Source organism: Streptomyces sp. NPDC053367, assembly GCF_044545925.1.
GTDB lineage: Bacteria > Actinomycetota > Actinomycetes > Streptomycetales > Streptomycetaceae > Streptomyces.
This window is the reverse complement of sequence record NZ_JBITYN010000005.1, coordinates 94,892-113,835: the sequence shown is the minus strand read 5'-3', so window position 1 is coordinate 113,835 and position 18,944 is coordinate 94,892. Positions and strand designations below refer to the sequence as shown.

The following is an 18,944-nucleotide window of genomic DNA, read 5'->3' as shown; positions in this document are numbered from 1 at the left end:
CCTCAGCCGCCCTTCGGCAAGGTAAGCGTCGCGACGGCCCCGCCGTCCACGGCGTTGGAGAACTCCAGCCGCGCCCCGAGGACCTCGGCCTGCCCCCGCGCGATGGTCAGCCCCAGCCCGTGCCCCTTGGACCCCCCTTCCGTGCGGAACCGCTGCGGCCCGTGCCGCAGGAGGTAGTCCGGATACCCCTCCCCGCGGTCCCGCACGGTCACCACCGGCCCCTCCACGCTCAGCACCACCGGCCCGCGCCCGTGCCGGTGCGCGTTGGCGACGAGATTGCCCAGCACCCGCTCCAGCCGCCGCCGGTCCGTCTCGACGGTGGCATCCCGTACGACCCGTACCTCGGTCTCGCCCCCCGCCCCCCGCACGACCCGCCGGGCCAGCGCGCCCAGCTCCACCGTCGTCAGGTCCAGCCGCTCGCGGCCGGTGTCCAGCCGGGAGATCTCCAGCAGGTCCTCCGTCAGCGTCCGCAGCGCCGCCACCCGGTCGCGCACCAGCTCCGTCGGCCGCCCCGGCGGCAGCAGCTCGGCCGCCGCGTGCAACCCGGTCAGCGGGGTCCGCAGCTCGTGCGCCACGTCCGCCGTGAACCGCTGCTCGGCCAGCAGCTTGCCCTGCAGCGACGCCGCCATCGAGTCCAGCGCGGCGGCCACCGCGGCCACCTCGTCCTGCGGGCGCCGCGGGTCCCTGGAGCGGCGGTCGTTCACGCGCGCGTCCAGGTCACCGGCGCTGATCCGCCGGGCCACCCGCGCGGTGGCGTGCAGCCGCCGGGTCACCCGCTGCACCGCGAACGCGCCGACCAGCAGCGTCGCCCCGATCGCCAGCGCCGAGGAGCCGAGGATCGCCCGGTCGAGGCCGTCGATGGTGCGGGCCTCCTGCGAGTAGTCGACCTGCACCGCGAGGACCCGGCCGCCGTCGGCCGGGCCCGCCGCCCACATCGTCGGCCGGCCTCGGTACCGGGCGACCATCGTGCCGCGCTCCCCGCCCGCCGCCAGCTCCCGCAGCCGCGTGGGCAGCCCCTCCGGGTCCACGCCCGAGCCCGGCGCCGGGGTGTCCCCCGCCTCGAACGCGTCCGTCGCCTGCGCGAGCCGGTCCAGGGCGACGTCGCGGGCCTGGCCGACCGTCTGGTTCGTCACCGACACATGCACCAGCACGCCGAGCAGCGCGGCCAGCGCGCAGCACATCACCGCGATGAACACGGCCGTCTTCACGGCGAGCGTGCCGGGCGGGGGGAACCTCATCGGGGAACCGCCGTGAGGGAGGGGGCGGAGGACGGCGAGGGGGAGAGGGCGTGGGAGGGGGACGGCGAGGGGGAGAGGGCGTGGGAGGGGGACTGCGAGGGGGAGGGGGACTGCGAGGGGGCGGTCGTACGTCCCGCGGTGCGCAGCATCTCGTCCTGGGTCAGCAGCATGGCCTTCTGGTCCGGGTCCCAGGTCCACTGCAGCCGGTACTCGTACCCGGCGACCTCCGAAGGCGACCGGACGATCACCGAGTGCCCGGCCAGCTCGACCCCGCTCAGGGCGTCCTCGTAGTGCATGACCCGCACCAGCCGGTGCCGGTCCACGGTGTACACGCGTACGGCGGTCAGCGTGCCGGGCAGCTGCCTGAAGCCCAGGGTGAGGTCGTCGCGGCCGTCGCCGGTCAGGTCGCGGTAGTACGGCCGCAGCACCGGGCAGCGGCCCTTGCCGGGGCCGTCCGCGCAGTCCGCCATCCGCCGGGCCGTCTCCCGGAACTCGGCCTTCTCCCCGGAGTACTGCTCGGGTTCGCCCTCGATCTCGGCCCGCACGATCGCCACGGGGTCGACCTCGTGGATGCCGCCGGTCACCCGCACGCCCTTGATCACCTTCGTCTCCGCCTCGTCGAAGTCGAAGGCCGGCGACGAGGCCGGCGCCAGCTCGGGCCACAGCCGGGCCGGCCCGACCGCGGTCGGCGTCTCCCCGGCACCGCGCAGCCCACCGGCGTCGCCGCAGGCCGTGACCACCGCCAGCACGGCGACGGCCCAGACGGCGAGAACAGCCCGCGAGGGGCGACGAAGGGGCGACGGCACGGGACTCCTGCGGATCAGGCGGCGATGGGACGTTGCCGCGGGCCCCGTAACTTTATTAACGCGGAACCGGGGGGTTCGCATGCGGGAGGCCGCTGAGGGCGTGCGTGGTCCGGGCGGGATCCGGGCGAAGGCCGCCGGCCCGCCCCTCATTCGGCCAGTTCCTCCAGCAGGCGCGCCGTCGGCAGGCCCGCGCGCAGGTAGTCCTCGAAGAGCTCGTTGTGCAGCGCCCACGGCGAGCGGCGGGTGCGGATCAGGCGGATGGCGTCGTCCGCGGAGCGGCCGCGCCGGACGAGGGCGTGGGCGACGACCAGGCCGGAGCGGTTGTAGCCGTGGAAGCAGCGGACCAGGACCCGGCGGCCCGCGTCCAGCGCGTCGCACGCGGCTTCCGCCAGCCGGATCACCCCGGCGAGCTGCGTGCCGTCCAGCGGCCCGTCCGGGATGGGCCACACCTGGTGGTCGACGCCCGGATCGGGCCCGTACCCCGGCAGCCGCAGCAGCGTCTGCACGAGGTCGAACTCGTCGCGCACCACCACGGTCTCCACCTGGCCGGTACGGCCCCGGACCTCGTGCCCGCCCATCCACAGACCGGGCACGACCTCGTCCCACCGGCGTTCGGGAGCGGGTACGTCGGGTTGCTTCCTGCGGGTACGCAACGGCGCCTCCCCAACCCCGGGACCTGCCCAACTGCTCTCCAACGTAACCGGGTTCTTGCCCCCGGAGCACCCCGCCTGTTCCCATGGTCATGGGGTGATGGTGCATGAGCGGACTGCGCGTCGTACCGACCCGGCGGCACGGCCGTGAGCGGCTCTACGTCTGTCTCACCGACGGCCGGAACATCGCCTGGTACGACAGGGAGAGCGGCCGGGTGAACCTGCTCAGCGAGGAGAGCAGGGCCGACGTACTCGAAGCCCTGCATCCCTACCTCACGGGCCCCGTCACGGTCGGCCCGCCCCCGCCGCCGACCCCCGCCGAACTGGCCCGGCTCGCCCTGCACCCGGACGACGACCTGGCGCCCAACCGCCCCGGCGAGGCCCTCCAGATCGCCCTCGACCGCGACCCGGGCCCGGCCCACCGGCTGCGCGGCGACCCGCGGCGGCGGGCGCTGCTGGCCGAGCGGGAGGTGGGGGAGGCACTGGACCGGCTGGACGGCGCAGGCTGGCACGCGCTGCACTCCCTCCCGCTGCCCGGCGGCGACCGCGTCCACCATCTGCTGATCGGCCCCGGCGGCCTGTTCGCCGTGCACACCGTCTACGCCCGCAGGCTGCGCGTCCTGATCGCCGACCCGATGGTGACCATCGGCCGCGCCGAGGCGACCCCGCTGCTGCGCCGCGTGCGCGCCACCGCCGACCGCGCCTCCTACGCGCTGACCGCCGAGGTCCGTCCCGTCCTCGCCCTGGCGGGCCCGACCGGCCGCGTCACCGTCACCGCCGAGCCCCGCGAGGTCCGCGTCCTGGAGCACTCCGAGCTCGACGGCCTCGCCCGGCTGGGCGGCGTACTCAAACCGGCGGACGTGGAGGCCCTGCACGCGATGGCGCGCGACCGGCACACCTGGGCCCGGGTCTGACCTCGTAGGGCAGCGGGGGTCACGGCAGCTCGCCGGCGTGGCCGGCGTCGAGCAGCGGCGCCAGCAGATCGCCGTAGTCCTGCAGCCGGGGCGCGAGGTCCGAGGGGCCGAAGGCCAGCTGGTCGGGGGCCCGGCACTGCTCGATCTCCGCCCAGGTCACCGGCGCGGACACGAACGGCCGCTGCCGGGCCCGCAGCGTGTAGGGCGTGGCCGTGGTCTTGCGCGCGGCGTTCTGGCTCCAGTCGACGAACACCTTGCCCGGCCGCAGGCTGCGCGTCATCCGGTGCAGCACCAGCCGGGGCATGGCCCGCTCCGCCTCCACCGCCAGCTCCTTGGCGTACTCCGACACCCGTTCGGAGGAGGCCCCGCGCACCGCCGCGAGCAGATGCAGCCCCTTGGAGCCGGAGGTCTTGGCGTACGCCTCGACACCGTCCGCGGCGAGCCGTTCGCGCAGCCACAGCGCGACCTCGCAGCACTCCACGATCGTGGCGGGCGGCCCGGGGTCGAGGTCGAAGACCAGCCGGTCGGCCTCGCCGGGGTCGTCGACGAGCCACTGATGCGTATGGAACTCGGTGACCAGGTTGGCGGCCCACATCAGCGACGGCAGATCCTGGATCACCACCATGCGGGCCGGGCCCTCGGAGCGGGGCACCGCGGCGGTGGTGACCCACTCGGGCGTACCCGGCGGGACGTTCTTGGTGAAGAACACCTGCCCGTCGGGCCCGTCCGGGTAGCGCAGGAAGGACACCGCCCGGTCGCGCAGATGGGGCAGCAGCGCGTCGGCGGTGGTCGCGTAGTAGTGCAGCACCTCGCCCTTGGTGAACCCGGTCGCCGGGTACAGCACCTTCTCCAGATTGCTGAGCGCGAGCCGCCGCCCCTCCACCTCTGTGATGGGCGTCATACGATGAGAATCACACGAAACCGGGTCAAACCACCGCGAAAGGTATGCGCACGTGCGATCCATATGGAACGGAGCCATCTCGTTCGGCCTGGTCAGCATCCCCATCAAGCTGGTGAACGCCACCGAGAGCCACTCGATCTCCTTCCGCCAGATCCACACCGAGGACGGCGGCCGCATCCGCTACCGCAAGGTCTGCGAGCTGGAGGACCGCGAGGTCAGCCAGGCGGAGATCGGCAAGGGCTACGAGGACGCGGACGGCTCGATCATCCCGATCACCGACGAGGACCTGTCCCACCTGCCGCTCCCGACGGCCCGGACCATCGAGATCGTGGCGTTCGTGCCGGCCGACCGGATCGACCCGCTCCAGATGGACGCCGCGTACTACCTCGCGGCGGGCGGCGCCCCCGCGGCGAAGCCGTACACCCTGCTGCGCGAGGCCCTCAAGCGCAGCAACAAGGTCGCCATCGCGAAGTACGCCCTGCGCGGCCGCGAACGCCTCGGCATGCTCCGGGTCGTCGGCGACGCCATCGCCATGCACGGCCTGCTGTGGCCGGACGAGGTGCGTGCCCCCGAGGGCGTCGCCCCCGACGCCTCCGTCACGGTCCGCGACAAGGAACTGGACCTCGCCGACGCCCTGATGGACACCCTCGGCGAGGTCGACCTCGACGACCTCCACGACGAGTACCGCGAGGCCGTGGAGGAGGTCATCGCCGCGAAGGCCGCCGGCGAGGCGCCCCCCGAGGCCCCCGAACCCGCCGCAGGCGGCAAGGTCCTCGACCTCATGGCCGCCCTGGAGAACAGCGTCCGCGCCGCCAAGGAGTCCCGCGGCGAGGCCCCGGCCGAGGTCACCCACCTCCCCCGGCGCGAAGCGGCCCGCGGCCGGCCGAAGGAACCGGCGGGCAAGAAGTCGACCGCGAAGAAGACGGCGGCGTCCAAGAAGGCGGCGGAGCCGAAGAAGACGACCGCAGCCGCGAAGAAGACGACGGCAGCGGCGAAGAAGACCTCCGCGACCAAGTCCACGGCGAAGTCGGCCACGAAGTCCACGGCGTCCGCCAAGAAGACCCCGGCGAAGAAGACCGCGGCCCGCAAACGCACCGCGTGACGACCCGGCGGATCAGCGCGCGTAGGGCCCCGCGGCAGCGTCCGGCTCCGGAACCCGCGCCCCCGGAACGAACGCCCGCGAGCCGGGCGGCCCAGGCTCCCGCGGCGCAGGCTTTCGAGGCGCAGGCGGCTCACCACCGGCCCGCACCTGAGCGAAGGCGGAGGTCAGGGAACGCTTCAACCGCCGGGACGCGGGCCGCTCCACCCACCGGTGCACCAGATGGGCCAGCACCAGCATGCCCACGACCGTCACACCGAGCAGCACCCACTGGTCGGCCGAGCCCTGGAAACGGTGGAAGATCTCCCAGCCGATGGACTCGTGCAGCAGATACAGCGGATACGTGAGCGCCCCCGCCGCGGGCAGCCACCGCCAGTCCACCCGCCGGAACCAGCCCAGCGAGACACCGGCCATCACGACGTAGAAGACGGTGATGAGCACGGCGACACCCCAGCCGGGGACGTTGTCGCCGACGCGGTCCAGCGTCCGCCGCCACGTCTGCATGACGGTCTGCTGCCCCATGACGAACGAGAGGCCGACGATGCCCCACAGCAGCAGGTTCGACCCGAAGCGGTGGATGAGGAAGAAGCCCAGCCCGGCGATGAAGAACCAGCAGTGCGGTACGACCAGCAGATGGTCGAGGGCACCCAGGTCGTAGCCGGTGGCCAGCAGCGCGGCGGTCGCCCACACACAACAGAAGGCGACCACCCGCCGGTACGTCACCCCGCGCCACACCACGAGCGCGAAGAGCAGGTAGAACCGCAGCTCGGCCCAGAGCGTCCAGTACACCCCGTCGACATGCTCGACCCCCATCGGCCACTGCAGCATGGTCAGGTTGACCAGCACGTCCCGCCAGGCCAGCGGATCGATCCCACCCGGCATCAGGGCGACCACCGCCGTCGTGGCGATCACCGCCAGCCAGTACGCGGGGAACAGCCGGATCACCCGGGAGACGAAGAACTCCGGGACGGTACGCCCCCAGCAGCTCATGCAGATGACAAAGCCGCTGATCATGAAGAACAGCTCGACACCCAGCCACCCGTAGGCGGACGGCCGGAACACCACGGGGAACAGCGGCGCCTGCGACCCTTCCCAGCCCTCCCCGAACGCCACGTAGTGATACGCGACGACCATCAACGCGGCCACAAGCCGCAACCCGTCGAGGACGACGACCCGCTCGCCGCCACCCCCCGACCGAACACCGGCCACCCTTTGACGGGCAGCCCTCTTGCCTATGCGCACTCAAGCACTCCAGGGACGCGATCACCGCCGGCCCTCGAGCACGGCCCGGTCATCCTAGATGCACACCACACCGTTCGAGCCTGGCCGGGCAGGGTCTACTGGCAATTGCCGAACACACTTGCCGAGCCGTCGTCGGCCGACCTGGGACTGGGGGCGGGCGTTCTCGGGCCGGGGGCCTGAGGGCGTTCTCGGGTCGGGGGCGCCGACCGGCGAGGGCCCGAGGGGGGGGAGGGGGCTGGGCTGGCCAGGCGAGGGCCCGAGGGGGGCGGGGGGCTGGGTCGGCCAGGCGAGGCCCCGAGGGGGAGGCGCCGGGCCGGCCAGGCGAGGCGGTGTCCGGCTGAGTCCGCCCCCACATACGCGAAGACCCCGGCCTCAGCGTTTCCGCTGGTGACGGGGTCTTTGGGCACCAAATCCAAGGTGCCCCCGGCAGGATTCGAACCTGCGCACACGGCTCCGGAGGGCGACTGCTTGTCTCGCATCTGCGCAGGTCAAACGCCTTGCGTCGGCAGCTTGGAGCATCTTGGTCCGCAGATAGTCCGCAGATCAGCTGACGAAGCCGCCCAAGATCCCCTAGCGTGCTGTGGTGCGTTGCCCAGCATCGCATAATCTGAGCTGCAGATGTCTGAAATGGTTGAGAATGTCTACAGATGGTTTTTTTGAGCTCGAACCGCTCCTGGCTTCCGCGAGTGGTGTCTCCCCGTGGAAGGGAGGGACATACTGCGCCGATACAGAGCTTCTGGAGCAGATGATTGGTATTCCGATTGGCCAGGGTGCTGATTCGCAGAGCGGCCGGCTCGCTAAGGCCTTGGATGCTTGGATAGCCCACGAGCTGAGGCGGGCTGGATTCGCTCCTGACGAAGTATGGCCTAGGCAAGAGGCGCCACGAGTTCTACCACACGAGGTCGCGACCTTCCTTAGTAATCTCCCTAAGGCGATGCAGGTCGAGCTGTACAAGCGTCTTTTGAAGGACAAAAAAACAGCGCCGAGTAGCGCCAAAGTGCTAGGTAGAGCATATGTAAAACAGGTCGACGTCGTGGTCGCGCAATGGGCGCGGGGTCCTGAAATCATGATCTCCACGAAGACGATGGGCTCTTCGTTCGGCAACAACATGGCAAATCGATTCGAGGAGTCTTATGGTGACGCCAAGAACCTGCGGGGGCGCCACCCTCTAGCGGCAATCGGGTTCGTTTTTCTTTTGAACTCTTCCATTCACTCGCATGAGTCCGCTTCTTACGAGCGTGCTGTCGACATGATGCGCAAACTCAAGGCAGAGTTTGACGTATATGACGCGACGGCCCTAATTATCGCTGACTGGACTCAAGGTAGCGCGGAAGGCATCAAGGCACGCCCTGACCTGGTCCCCGAAGACCTGTCGATAGACAAATTCTTTGAGGACATCGTAAGTGCTGTCCTGTCACGAACGCCGATCGATATGCATGTGGTGGTCCGGGAAAAGAGGGAGGCCAGGGAGATTCCCGTTCCGGAACAAGATCCGGCTGTCGATTCATCGCTTAGCGGACTGGAAGGCGGCTGATCCCGTAAGCGCGTAGTGCTGCCTGGGTGGCTCCATCTACGTCACGTAGCCTAAATGCTTCCACCAGATCTTTCTCGACCGCAGGATCCAAGGTCCCGGGTCGTGGTACGCGAATCCTCCTCAAGTACTGCGCTTGAAACCTAAGTGTCCCTCCGCGCATTCTTACTGCGTAAGCCTCAACGAACATTTGAGCCAAGCGTGAAAGGAGGATCCCGCCCAGAACTTCGAGGTCCCAGCAATCGGAGACCATATAGTAAAGGTTATGGTGCGGGTAGTAACCGCCGAGCTCCAGGGTCGGATGGATGTTGAGCTTCATATCCGGAAAAAGGAGCTTGGGTCGGTCTGTCAGGGCAGAATCGACTTTGTCGATGGTGCGATACCAGCGCTGCGGATTCTTCCTAGCAACATGCCGGCTCTGGAGGGTCGCTCGATTGCTCTCGAAATACGAGTTCAATCGTGGATAAGCCCTTAGGTCGACGAGATCTCCATCCTTAGTCCATGGGTTTACTAGATAGTGTCCCGTCCATTCGTAGCTACCCGTTTTTGCGTCTTTGACCATGGATAGAGGAAGCAGGCGGTCTTCCTCTACTAGATCATCACGCTTAGTCAAGAAAACGGAGTCCGCTCCCGTTGCTACTCCGATCCCTACCTTCACGCCCGATTCCTCGAGTGTTGGGTATCGGTCACTGAGGTCTTCTAGTAGAGCAAGGCGCTCAGGGCTGCCCATGGGCCACGAATCAGTGCCCTGGAACCAATGAGGAAGGCGCGCCGCTCGAAAAGCGACGTGCTCCTTGCTTGAACTCTCCGGATGCTTAATCCAAGAGACAAGTTCCTCGGAATGGCGCTGTTTAAGGGCCTTAGAAGTGTCTACGACTGCGGCACTGCGCTGGGGGCCATTACGGATGACGGTGATGGCTGGGTATGCCGCGACTTTGTCTTCGAATGCATCAACGTCATGCATGACGACCAGTGAGTCGACTGCATAGTTCTCAGAGATTAGCTTCCGCAGTTCACGACCGTACTGGTTACGCATCCACCGGTCAGCACAAATGAAACCCAGCTTTCCATCGGGTTTCAATGCCTTCAATCCTTGCTCATAAAATCCAATATAGACGTCAGACCTGCCGGTCATGGTTCTATTCCTGAGCCGGTATAGATCCATTCGGGACGCGGGAACCTCTTCGATGCGGATATAAGGAGGATTGCCCACTACCAGATCCGTAGGCACGTGCTGGTCCTGCAGTAGATAGTCTCCCGACTTGACCCATTGAGCCGCCAAACTTTGTGCCGTAAGACGTCCCCAACCCTCATCAACAAGCGTTGCTTCGATCTTGCGCCGGCTGGTCTCCACGTTACGTTCGAGGATGTCGAAAGCTTGGATGCCCGCCGCAGGAAGCTCACAGTCGAACTTGCGGCAAGACTGACTGAGTCGTTCGGCAATCGCGACGAGGAAAGCCCCGCTTCCGCAGGCGGGATCCGTGATGGTCAGGCCGGCAAGGTGGTGATCCGGTGTGTAGCCGACGAGATCGAGGATCATGTCAACGACCCAACGCTGTGTGTACACCTCGCCGTGGTTGACGGAGCCTGCGGGGATCTCACCGGCGGATGGCGTTTGCAGCGTCTGCGATGTCACGGTAGGAGCCTATCTTGGCAAGCTCGGGATCCACTGGGCGGATGGGTTACCGAGGCAGGCGCCGAGTCGGTGGAGTGCCATGACTGGCTCGGCGGAGTGGGAACGTCCTGGTCGGTGGCCTTTTATCCTACCCCGGCCCAAAGCCGCGCCTTGAACTGTGGAGAGGGCAGCGGTGTCGGCAACCGATGGGAAGCAGCGCTCATCTGTGAGCGTTGCCTCCCATCAGCCGGCGGCTTCTGCAAGTGCAGTGGTTTGTGGCATTGACGGTGAACCACTGCACGACGCGGTGCATGGGGGGCGAAGATCTCCCGCTAACCGGTCAGCGCTGCAGCTTGACTGTCGTCAGGGGCTCCACAAGCGACCGCTCGTCAAGGAATTCATAGCTGTTTCGACTTCTTCTGCCCGCGCACTGATGAATGCCTCGTAGTCGTTTTCCCTAAGTGGTTTCTCAGGAATGGCGTGTGTCTTGAGGCGAAAAACAATTTCATCATCACCGAGACTGCTTGCTTCCGCGCGATCTCGCATATAGACGAGCGGCTCTTTGTTGTGGATGGTCCTGTTCGTCTTCCAGGTAATGAGGGCGCAGTTGAGGGCCAGGTTTGAGGGTAGGGCTACCTTATGGTCCTTAAGATAGCCGTCCGGGAAGATGTGATGATATTCGCGACTGGTCGCGTTGAGCGTAGTAATGGCCTCGCCCTCGGCGAGATCAGTGGCTCCTCCTTGAAGGCTAACCAGGAGGATTGCCCGTGCAAGGCGGTCTTTTTTCTTGGGCCATCCCGCCTCTTGTAGATCTTCGAGGCTTGGGAGGTCTTCACTAAAAATGGGTGGCTTTGGATCAGGAGCCCCATCCCTGATGGCCTTGGTCAACTCTCGTACATCCTGAATCACTGCTGTGTGTGCGCTACTTTCATAGCGCTCCGTAAAGAATGCACGCCACATGAACTTACGTAGCAGCGTACGTGCTTCTCCTAGCCTGTCGGGACTCAGGTCGGTAGCGTGCGACCAAAGGCTTATCAGGGCGGGCACGGCCGTGAAAATCGGCAGCCTGGCAGAGTCTATTACCTTTTCAGCCTCCAAAAATTCCACTGCCTTTTCGGCTCCGGCGACCAGGCGAGGCCAAGTGGTAACAACCACATCCCAGTCCAAGTTGAGGATGCTAGGTCGGTCTGGCGTCTTGTCCTGCATTAGGGCCGCAGTCCGGAGAACGATGTCTTGAACGTCTCCATACCGAGACAACCCCGGAACACGGCCGTTCAGGTTTTCGAGTAGATCGTGTAGTGACTCTCCGACTGCTTGCTCAATGTCGGCAGTGATGATGTCGAAAATGGACAGCGGCGTCGACCCCGTATTGATTCGCGTGAAGACCTCCAGAACTTGAGCGGCGCTTGTATCTTTAGGTAGAGACAGGAAGGGAATGTTGAAGGCAGAAACTGTGGATCGCCATCCGTTGACCTTCTTTATGAGCTTAATGACATTGGCGTGATCATCGCCGCACGCCGTCTGGATCCATTCAATCGCCGCGTCGTTGGCGCCCTCCCCGGGTAGAAGTAGCCGCACAGGGACAAGGTCGCGCTCGAGCAATTTAGCGGGATCGTCTACCCAAAGAGGGTAGCGTTTACCGTCCCGCTCGCTAATCTTGATGCTTTTTACCGCAGTGCCAGCATAGTCTGTTTTCTCGATCATGCTGACAAAGAATTCGCGCTCGGGGTAACCTCCATGCAAACTCTTCCAAAGGGCCGTAACGCGCTGTTGGCCATCGAGCAGGAGTTCGCTGACCTTACCTTCCGCGGGAGCACTGTTGATGGGACGGGGATGAAAAGGGGGATTTCCTTCCACCTCGAGCAGAAACATAGCGCCGATGGGAAGGTCATTCAGTACGCTCTCAAGCAGGCCCTGAACTTGTGAGTAGCTCCAGGCCTCAAATCTCTGGAAGCGGGGAAGTTTCACTTGGCCGGACCTCACCGCAGAAAGCCACTCGCTCAAGCTTCGGTTCCTTGCTTCCATAGCCCCTCCCAGTTCAGCTCTGATGTCTGCAGGACGAAGGTACATGCTGGGGCTAGGGCATGACCGGTGAATGAGACCTCGCCTTCTGCCAACCCTGCACCGACTATCTCAGGTCGGCGGAGCGGCTTTGGGCTGGAGCTGCTTTGGCGCGAGTGATCATGGCCCCGTAAGCTTCCGGCGCGTCGGGCAGTCTGTGGACCTGCCCGGAGAAGCACGACGTTGGGGCCATGATCTTCGAGGCTCGCGCCAAAGTGGCTGCCTAAAGCCGTGGAGCCGACCGCCCCAGCCACAGCGGGGTTGTCCCCTCTCTCATGGCCTTGCCCGCCGTCCGGCCGGCGGGCTGGGTGCGTGGATCAGCGGGCCGTACGAACGCCCGCGCATCTGGCTGCGTCGGCCCGCAAGCCGCCGCCACCACGATCCGGCCTCTTTTGGTGACACAAAGCGTCTTTGACCTGCACCGTTGGGGATCACCGTTTGTCCCCGTGCCCGTGTCGGAATGTGGCCGCTGCGTGCGGCGACGGACGGGCGGCGACGTGCGGCCGGTGGCGAAGACAGTGAGGCGGCGCGGCGGCGACCGGCCGGCGCCGCCGCGCTTGGCGCGGCCCTCGGGTCTTGATCCGACCTACCGGAAGTAGGCAACCGGGTGGAAAGGGGTACGCGGTGGCCCCGGTAGCGGGTCGTTGGGGTGGAGCTGCTGTTGCGTCTTTCCCTTCCTGAGGCCGGATCGTGGTGGCGGTGGCGTGGGGGCCGGGCGTAGTCGTTGATGCGCTTGGGTGGAGTGTGCGGCGGTCGGGTTGGCGATGATCCGAGAGCGCCGTTGACCGCCGGACCAGCGAGCGAAGCGAGCCTTGATGAAGTAGGGAAAGTTTTACCGCGCCCATGATCGAACACGCTCGCTCGCGGCCTGTCGGCTCATCGCCCGTCTCGGCTACCGTTCCAACCATGCCTCTTGCACTGGACACGCCCCAGGGAGCGGCCGAACTCGCCGAGTCTCTGCTCCCCCAGCTCGGGAACCGCTGGCTGCACACTCAGGCGGTGGCTGCTCGGGCTCGCGAGGCTGCTGCGGCTGTGTCGGAGGCTGAGCGGGATCTCCTCGTCGCCGCTGCGTGGCTGCACGACATCGGGTACGCCCCCGAGCTGCGTGACACCGGATTCCATCCCCTCGATGGGGCCCGGTACCTGGAAACCCTGGGCGCGCCGGCGCGGTTGGTGCGGCTGGTCGCCCACCACTCCGGGGCCGTGTACGAAGCGGAACAGCGCGGCCTTTCGGCAGAGCTGGCCGTCTACGAGCGGGAAGACTCGCCCGTCCTTGACGCCCTGATCTTCGCCGACATGACGACCGGCCCCGCTGGACAGTCCTTCGCCTTTGACGCCCGGATCGACGAGATCCTGGTCCGGTACGAGCCGGGCAGCGAGGTGCACAACGCGATCAGCAAGGCGCGCCCGTACCTCCAGGCCGCCGTGGAGCGAACCCTCGACCGCATGGCCGCTCAGCCGATGTAGGGCTCTGCCCGGCCGGCCAACCCGTGCTCGATCCGCATCCGCATCGACGGGTGGATGTTCAGCTCGTCCAGCCTGCTCGGATCGACGAACGCCACTTCCTTGCTCTCGCTGCTCGTGCGCAGCTGGCCGCCGACGATGCGGGCGTGGAAGCAGATGGAGAACTGCTGGCGGACTTCGCCGTCGTCGTACGCCATCACATGCCCGGGGTTCGTGTAGATCCCGACCAGGCCGGTCACCTCGACGTCGAACCCGGTCTCCTCCTTGGTCTCGCGTACAGCCGCGTCGGGGGCTGACTCGCCAAGGTCGATGCCGCCTCCGGGCAGGGCCCACAGGTCGTTGTCGGTCTTGTGGATCAGCAGGACCTCTCCGGCCTCGTTGCGGGCAACGGCGGTCACGGAAGGAACGAGGCTGTTCGCCTTCGGGGCGTTCGGATCGTTGAAGTAGTCCACGCGTGCCATGCGTTCAGCGTCGCACGTCGGCAGGCGTTCACGCCGCCCTGCCCTGCTCCCATGCGTAGTCGAAGCTCCGCATGTAGTGCCGGAACGTCCGCGCTCCTGGCAGGTACTTGAAGTGCATCACCGGGTTCTGTCCGGCGGGAGCTCCCAGCACGTGAGGGTTCACCAGTACGTCCTCGTCGAACCGGTAGATCGAGTTGTAGAGGATCGTGTCGTGCAGCCGGATCTCGACGCCCGGCGTCGACATGGCGGGTTGCAAGTACCGGCGGGTGATCCGCGCTCGCGCGGCCAGGTCGTCGCCGATGCCTTCCTCCTCGCCGCGCTGGCGCACAGCCTCGGACTCCGGGTCGCCCAGGAGGATGCGGACCTGGGCGCCGGCCTTCGCCTTCTCGGCCAACTGGTCCGGGAGGTCTGGGTGACTGTCGAAGAGGAACAGCCCCGCGTAGACCAGGATGTCGACCTGGTCCGTGGCCCCTTCGATCAGGGAAGACCACAGCGGGGCAGGGACCGCACCACGGTGCGGGTAGTACGTGATCAGCTCCGACGCACTCGCCTTCTCGGCCTGCTTCTCGACCGACGGCCAGACGTAGACCTCGTCGACCCCAAGGAAGCTCGCAGCCTTCCAGCGGTGCCCCCGGTGCGGAGTCCGGTTCGTCGTGATCCAGCGCTCGACGCTCTTGGGATCGACCCCGACGTGCTCGGCAACGGACTGGATCGTCTCGCCCTTCGCCGAAATCGCTGCACGCAGACGCTCGTTCGCCATCGTGTTCCCTTCTCGGGACCCGTAGGGACGTTTTGACGGTAGCTCAGACGTCCCTAAACGTCCATACGGGCCGTGATGCGTCCACGCCCTCTCGCGGTCTCCTGGTCTCACCGTCGGGACGTCGGTCAAGAACCCACCACAGCAGGAGACAAGACGATGCGTCAGATTCCCGTGGACACCTCCGCCGCAACCGTGATGGTCGCCAAGACCCCCCAGCCCAAGGTCAAGGACCGTCGTACCGGCGAGATCGCCATGGACGCCGAGACGGGCGCGAAGCTGATGACGGTCGACGTGATGTTCGCGGCGAACGAAGAGGTGGAGATCCTCTCGATCACCGTGCCGGAACCCGGCATCTCCGGTGAGCTGACCATGGGCACGCCGGTCGCCCTCACGGGCCTGATCGCCCGGCCGTGGGAGAACGACTTCAATGGCCAGAAGCGGCACGGCATCGCCTTCCGTGCCGTCGCGGTCACGTCCCTCGTCGCCGCTTCCGCGAGCTCCAAGGCGGCCTGATCATGACCGCCCTCACGGTCGCGCTGGTGCTGGTCGTCGCCGCTGCGGGTCTCCTGCGGTGGCGGCGCCCCGCCTGGTACTGGCTGACCTTCGGTGTCACCTTCGCCGTACTGCGGGTCCTCGTCCGCTACGCCTCCGTCATGGAAGCCTGCGGTCTGACGGTCCCACCCTCGCGCTGGCGCCTGACCCTGGCCCGCGTCACCAACCGGCCCACGCCGAACCCACGCCCGCCGCGCATCCTGCGGCTCCGACCGACCCGAACGGGGCTGATTCTGCGGCTGGGTCTGCGGCCCGGACAGGACGCCTTCGACGTCGCCGCCGCCTCGGACCGACTGCGGCACTCGTTCTCGATGTACGGCGTCACCTCGCGCGAGCTGCGGTCCGGGGTCGTGGAAGTGCGGATGACCGGTTACGACGTCCTTGCGCGGGTGCAGATGCCGGCCAAGCTCGACACCCGCCCGATGCGGGTGCCGGTCGCCCTGCGGGAGGACGGCTCGGTGCACTACCGCGACTACCGCGCCGTCCCGCACGCCCTCACCCTTGGCGCCACGGAGTCGGGCAAGTCCGTCTACCAGCGCAACCTGGTCGCCGGGCTCGCCCCGATGGATGTCGCCCTGGTCGGCATCGACTGCAAGCAAGGGGTGGAGCTGTTCCCGCTGGCCCGCCGCTTCTCCGCGCTCGCCGACAACCCTGACACCGCCGCCGAGCTGCTCGATGCGCTCGTGTCCCGCATGGAAGGCGTCTACCAGCTCATCCGCGCCGAGCAGCGCATCTCCTCGGCCGTCCCGGACGCGGAGATAGCCGCCGACATCTGGGACCTGCCCGAGCACGTTCGGCCGGTGCCGGTCGTGGTCCTGGTCGACGAGGTTGCCGAACTGGCCCTCTACGCCAGCAAGGAGGAAGAGAAGCGGCGGGACCGGATCATCACCGCGCTGGTCCGCCTCGCCCAGCTCGGCCGCGCGGCCGGCATCTACCTGGAGATCTGCGGACAGCGCTTCGGCTCCGAACTCGGCAAGGGCATCACCATGCTCCGCGCCCAGCTCACCGGCCGCACCGCCCACCGCGTCAACGACGAGACCTCGGCAAACGTGGCCTTCGGCGACATCTCCCCGGACGCCGTCCTCGCGGCCATCCAGATCCCCGCCGAGACACGCGGACTCGCCATCGCCGGGGACTCCACCGGGGGCTGGCACCGCATCCGGGCACCGCACACCTCGCTGCGCCAAGCCGTGAACACCTGCAACCGATACGCCGACCGCACCCCGGCCCTGCCCGAACTGGCCCCCTTCCGGCCTGAGCTGACCGACGCCTCCGGGGTCCCGGTGCCGCTGAAGAAGGCCACTCCCGTCACGGCCTGACTGCCCCGTCCCACGGGTCGACGCGACCGCCCTTCGCGCCAGGTCCCTACCCCCCTCCATGCCTTCTGAAGGGAGAACCCCGCCATGTGCCCCGACTGCGAGGACTTCGCCCGCACCGTCCTGCTCCTGGGCCAGCTCGCCCTCTACGCCGACACCAACGGCGCAGACCTCGACTTCGTCGAAGCCGTCAGCCCATCCCTGGCCGTCTCGCTTCCGCAGCCACCGAACGGTGAGGAGTCCTGATGGCCGCCCGTCACGGCCTGCGCGTCGATGCCGTCCTGGTCCAGGCAGTCATCGCAGGAGCCCTGTCCTTCGCCCACCTTCACGACCTGGCCGCCGCTGCCGGACAGGACGGCTGGAAGGCGTGGGCCTACCCGGTGAGTGTCGACCTGCTTCTGGTCGCCGCCTGGCGACGACTGCGGAGCGAGGGCCCGTCCCGGCTCGCCTGGTGCTGGTTCCTCATCGCCCTGTTCGCCTCCCTCGGCGCGAACGTGGCCACTGCCGGTTTCCTCGACCTGGCCGACCCGCCCGCTCTGCTGCGCCTGGGCATCGCCGGATGGCCCGCGCTCGCCTTCCTCGGCGGCACCCTCCTCGCCCACTCCGCCGGCCACCGCACATCGACTGCGCCGACACCCGTCCCGGCCCCGAAGTCCGACACCGACTACGACCAGATACAGGCCCCCGAGCCCGTGCCCGCCCCGGCCTCGACCCCGGCAGAGGAATCGCCAGCGCTTCCGCCCGCCGACCAGGCCCCCGCAGCGCCCGCGGTCCCGGCCGCGCTCGTCGACCACGCCCGCAAGGTCGCCGAAGCCCACCGCGCCCGCACCGGCGCCCCGATCGACACCGACACCCTGCGCGCTCGTCTCGGCGTCCCGCCCCACCTCGCTGACGCGATCGCCGCCCAACTCGTCTGACTGGCAAGGAGACAAGTCATGCCCGCCCGCGACCACTTCCACTCCGTGATGCGCATCGGCCCCGTGCAGATCGGCACCCACCGCGACCGCCACGGCCAGACCAAACACGCCGCCGTCTGCACCGCCGACCGCTGCGGCTGGTCCGCCGACTACTCCAGCCAGTCCGCCGCCCAGCTCGCCGCTCGCACCCACCGCTGCCGCGTCCGCTAGGAGACACCGCCATGCAGGTCCCCCTCTGGTTCGCCCTCGCGGTCGTCGGCTACCTCGGCTGCAAGCTCTTCCGCCCGCCGCTCTGGCTGGTCCTGGTGCTGCTCCTCGGCGGCTACCTCATCGCCGACAGCCTGCTCGCCCCGGTCATCGACACCGCCCTCACCAAGTAGCCACGAAGGGAGAGCCGCCATGCTCCGCCCGAAGGTCCCCACCATGCCCGCCCCCACAGGCCTCGTCGCCCCGCCCACCGTCGTCGAGCCGACCGCCGTGATTCAGCACGCGCCCGCCCCGGTGCCAGCCCCGCAGGTCCCCGCCCGGCCCACCGTCCAGCTCACTCCGGGCGCCGTCCTCGCCCTCGTCGGCGGGGGCACGGCCGTGGTCCTGGTCGTCGGTGCCGTCCTCGTCTCCATGCTCCTGGCCGTCGCCATCACCGGCGCCTCAGTCGCCGTCTGCGCCGTCGTCCTGCGCTCCCTGCTCGCCTCGGACGCCAAGCGCCGCTGAACGGTCCTCGCGGGCGACGCACAAGCCGCCAAGCACGCCGCCGCCCCGCAGACCGCGCTCCGCCAGCCAACCGCCATCGTCAAGGAGAAGCACATGGACCTGCACATAGCCGCCAGCCTCATGCCCTTAGTCGGCTGGGCCGTGCACGGCGGCATCCTCGCCCGCCGTCTCGCCTCCGCCCGCCGCGACCCGCTCACCGGTCTGCACACCCGCGCCGGATGGACCGCCCGCGCCGAACACTGCATCCGCCGGCACCCCGACGCGGCCGTGCTCCTGGTCGACCTCGACCACTTCAAGACCCTCAACGACACCCACGGTCACGCCGCCGGGGACGCCGCCCTCATCGCCATCGCCGAACGGCTGGGTGCCTGGTGCGGCCGCAAGGGCATCGCTGGCCGCCTGGGCGGGGACGAATTCGTCGCCGTGGTCCAGGACCTGGCCGCCGCTGAGCTCGAAGCGCTCACCGCGGCACTGCACCGGCCGCTGCCCTACGCCGGAACATCGCTGCCCCTGGCCGCCTCGGTCGGCGTCTGCCACATCGCCGAGCTTCCCGTGCCCGTCCTCACCGACGCGCTCACCGCCGCCGACGCCGCCATGTACGCGGTCAAGGGCCGCACCCGCCGGGGCTCCCGCACCCCTCGCTGAAAGGCCGCCGGGTGGCGCACAAGCCGCCAAGCACGCCGCCACCCGGGGCCGTTCCTTCCAA

General features: G+C 67.9%; 21 protein-coding genes. 12 read left to right on the top strand and 9 right to left on the bottom strand.

All coding sequences use genetic code 11. The features are described 5' to 3' along the window. Positions 1 to 2 precede the first annotated feature (2 nt). The 3 genes from ACIGXJ_RS15910 to ACIGXJ_RS15900 all read right to left on the bottom strand — a co-directional run bounded on the left by ACIGXJ_RS15910 (position 3) and on the right by ACIGXJ_RS15900 (position 2,697). Positions 3 to 1,238, bottom strand: a complete 1,236-nt coding sequence (locus tag ACIGXJ_RS15910) for an ATP-binding protein (RefSeq protein ID WP_399645076.1) — start codon at positions 1,236 to 1,238, stop codon at positions 3 to 5. Further along, on the bottom strand, positions 1,235 to 2,044 hold the full coding sequence (locus tag ACIGXJ_RS15905; protein ID WP_399645074.1) for a hypothetical protein: 810 nt from the start codon (positions 2,042 to 2,044) through the stop codon (positions 1,235 to 1,237). Before ACIGXJ_RS15905 ends, ACIGXJ_RS15910 begins: the two co-directional genes overlap by 4 nt. A gap of 146 nt (positions 2,045 to 2,190) precedes the next feature. Beyond that, the gene (locus ACIGXJ_RS15900) at positions 2,191 to 2,697 is read right to left on the bottom strand and encodes a dual specificity protein phosphatase family protein (RefSeq protein WP_399645072.1); all 507 of its coding nucleotides are present in this window, start codon (positions 2,695 to 2,697) and stop codon (positions 2,191 to 2,193) included. A 104-nt stretch (positions 2,698 to 2,801) separates the two neighbouring features. Between ACIGXJ_RS15900 and ACIGXJ_RS15895 the strand changes: the two genes are divergently transcribed. Then, positions 2,802 to 3,608: a nuclease-related domain-containing protein gene (locus tag ACIGXJ_RS15895; protein WP_399645070.1), complete on the top strand. Its 807-nt coding sequence runs from the start codon at positions 2,802 to 2,804 to the stop codon at positions 3,606 to 3,608. A gap of 19 nt (positions 3,609 to 3,627) precedes the next feature. On the opposite strand, the gene ligD is transcribed toward ACIGXJ_RS15895, so the two are convergent. Continuing rightward, positions 3,628 to 4,509, bottom strand: a complete 882-nt coding sequence (gene ligD, locus ACIGXJ_RS15890) for a non-homologous end-joining DNA ligase (RefSeq protein ID WP_399645068.1) — start codon at positions 4,507 to 4,509, stop codon at positions 3,628 to 3,630. 52 nt (positions 4,510 to 4,561) lie between these two features. Here ligD and ACIGXJ_RS15885 point away from each other — a divergent pair, with 52 nt between their 5' ends. Next, on the top strand, positions 4,562 to 5,611 hold the full coding sequence (locus ACIGXJ_RS15885) for a Ku protein (RefSeq protein WP_399645066.1): 1,050 nt from the start codon (positions 4,562 to 4,564) through the stop codon (positions 5,609 to 5,611). A gap of 12 nt (positions 5,612 to 5,623) precedes the next feature. On the opposite strand, the gene ACIGXJ_RS15880 is transcribed toward ACIGXJ_RS15885, so the two are convergent. After that, on the bottom strand, positions 5,624 to 6,817 hold the full coding sequence (locus ACIGXJ_RS15880; RefSeq protein WP_399645064.1) for an acyltransferase family protein: 1,194 nt from the start codon (positions 6,815 to 6,817) through the stop codon (positions 5,624 to 5,626). Positions 6,818 to 7,784: 967 nt separating this feature from the next. Between ACIGXJ_RS15880 and ACIGXJ_RS15875 the strand changes: the two genes are divergently transcribed. Beyond that, on the top strand, positions 7,785 to 8,384 hold the full coding sequence (locus tag ACIGXJ_RS15875; protein WP_399645062.1) for a hypothetical protein: 600 nt from the start codon (positions 7,785 to 7,787) through the stop codon (positions 8,382 to 8,384). Here the strand turns inward: ACIGXJ_RS15875 and ACIGXJ_RS15870 are convergent. Next, positions 8,362 to 10,017: an Eco57I restriction-modification methylase domain-containing protein gene (locus ACIGXJ_RS15870; RefSeq protein WP_399645060.1), complete on the bottom strand. Its 1,656-nt coding sequence runs from the start codon at positions 10,015 to 10,017 to the stop codon at positions 8,362 to 8,364. The two genes, ACIGXJ_RS15875 and ACIGXJ_RS15870, sit on opposite strands and share 23 nt — an antisense overlap. 342 nt (positions 10,018 to 10,359) lie before the next feature. Further along, the gene (locus tag ACIGXJ_RS15865; RefSeq protein ID WP_399645058.1) at positions 10,360 to 12,000 is read right to left on the bottom strand and encodes a DUF262 domain-containing protein; all 1,641 of its coding nucleotides are present in this window, start codon (positions 11,998 to 12,000) and stop codon (positions 10,360 to 10,362) included. A 963-nt stretch (positions 12,001 to 12,963) separates the two neighbouring features. Between ACIGXJ_RS15865 and ACIGXJ_RS15860 the strand changes: the two genes are divergently transcribed. Continuing rightward, positions 12,964 to 13,524, top strand: a complete 561-nt coding sequence (locus ACIGXJ_RS15860) for an HD domain-containing protein (RefSeq protein ID WP_399645056.1) — start codon at positions 12,964 to 12,966, stop codon at positions 13,522 to 13,524. Here the strand turns inward: ACIGXJ_RS15860 and ACIGXJ_RS15855 are convergent. Together ACIGXJ_RS15855 and ACIGXJ_RS15850 are read right to left on the bottom strand one after the other, a co-directional pair. Next, entirely contained in the window at positions 13,512 to 13,982 is a 471-nt protein-coding gene (locus tag ACIGXJ_RS15855; protein WP_399645054.1) for an NUDIX hydrolase, read from the bottom strand. The two genes, ACIGXJ_RS15860 and ACIGXJ_RS15855, sit on opposite strands and share 13 nt — an antisense overlap. A 28-nt stretch (positions 13,983 to 14,010) precedes the next feature. Then, a complete protein-coding gene (locus ACIGXJ_RS15850; protein WP_399645052.1) occupies positions 14,011 to 14,742 on the bottom strand; it encodes an XRE family transcriptional regulator in 732 nt (243 codons plus the stop codon). Positions 14,743 to 14,898: 156 nt separating this feature from the next. On the opposite strand from ACIGXJ_RS15850, the gene ACIGXJ_RS15845 reads away from it, so the two are divergent. From ACIGXJ_RS15845 to ACIGXJ_RS15810, 8 genes are all read left to right on the top strand, one after another. Further along, complete coding sequence (locus ACIGXJ_RS15845) at positions 14,899 to 15,255, top strand: hypothetical protein (RefSeq protein ID WP_399645050.1); 357 nt, start codon at positions 14,899 to 14,901, stop codon at positions 15,253 to 15,255. Positions 15,256 to 15,257: 2 nt separating this feature from the next. Then, complete coding sequence (locus ACIGXJ_RS15840; RefSeq protein ID WP_399645048.1) at positions 15,258 to 16,613, top strand: FtsK/SpoIIIE domain-containing protein; 1,356 nt, start codon at positions 15,258 to 15,260, stop codon at positions 16,611 to 16,613. An 84-nt stretch (positions 16,614 to 16,697) separates the two neighbouring features. Continuing rightward, the gene (locus tag ACIGXJ_RS15835) at positions 16,698 to 16,856 is read left to right on the top strand and encodes a hypothetical protein (protein ID WP_399645046.1); all 159 of its coding nucleotides are present in this window, start codon (positions 16,698 to 16,700) and stop codon (positions 16,854 to 16,856) included. Beyond that, positions 16,856 to 17,527, top strand: coding sequence for a DUF2637 domain-containing protein (locus ACIGXJ_RS15830; protein ID WP_399645044.1), 672 nt, complete (start codon positions 16,856 to 16,858; stop codon positions 17,525 to 17,527). The genes ACIGXJ_RS15835 and ACIGXJ_RS15830 overlap by 1 nt, the downstream gene beginning before the upstream one ends. 18 nt (positions 17,528 to 17,545) lie before the next feature. After that, entirely contained in the window at positions 17,546 to 17,737 is a 192-nt protein-coding gene (locus ACIGXJ_RS15825; protein ID WP_399645042.1) for a mobile element transfer protein, read from the top strand. A gap of 11 nt (positions 17,738 to 17,748) precedes the next feature. Beyond that, positions 17,749 to 17,907, top strand: coding sequence for a hypothetical protein (locus ACIGXJ_RS15820; RefSeq protein WP_319278400.1), 159 nt, complete (start codon positions 17,749 to 17,751; stop codon positions 17,905 to 17,907). A gap of 19 nt (positions 17,908 to 17,926) precedes the next feature. Next, positions 17,927 to 18,238 (top strand): SpdD-like protein, encoded by a 312-nt coding sequence (locus ACIGXJ_RS15815; RefSeq protein WP_399645040.1) that lies wholly within the window; start codon positions 17,927 to 17,929, stop codon positions 18,236 to 18,238. Between the two features lie 93 nt (positions 18,239 to 18,331). Then, positions 18,332 to 18,883, top strand: coding sequence for a GGDEF domain-containing protein (locus ACIGXJ_RS15810; RefSeq protein WP_399645038.1), 552 nt, complete (start codon positions 18,332 to 18,334; stop codon positions 18,881 to 18,883). The last annotated feature ends 61 nt before the right edge of the window (positions 18,884 to 18,944 follow it).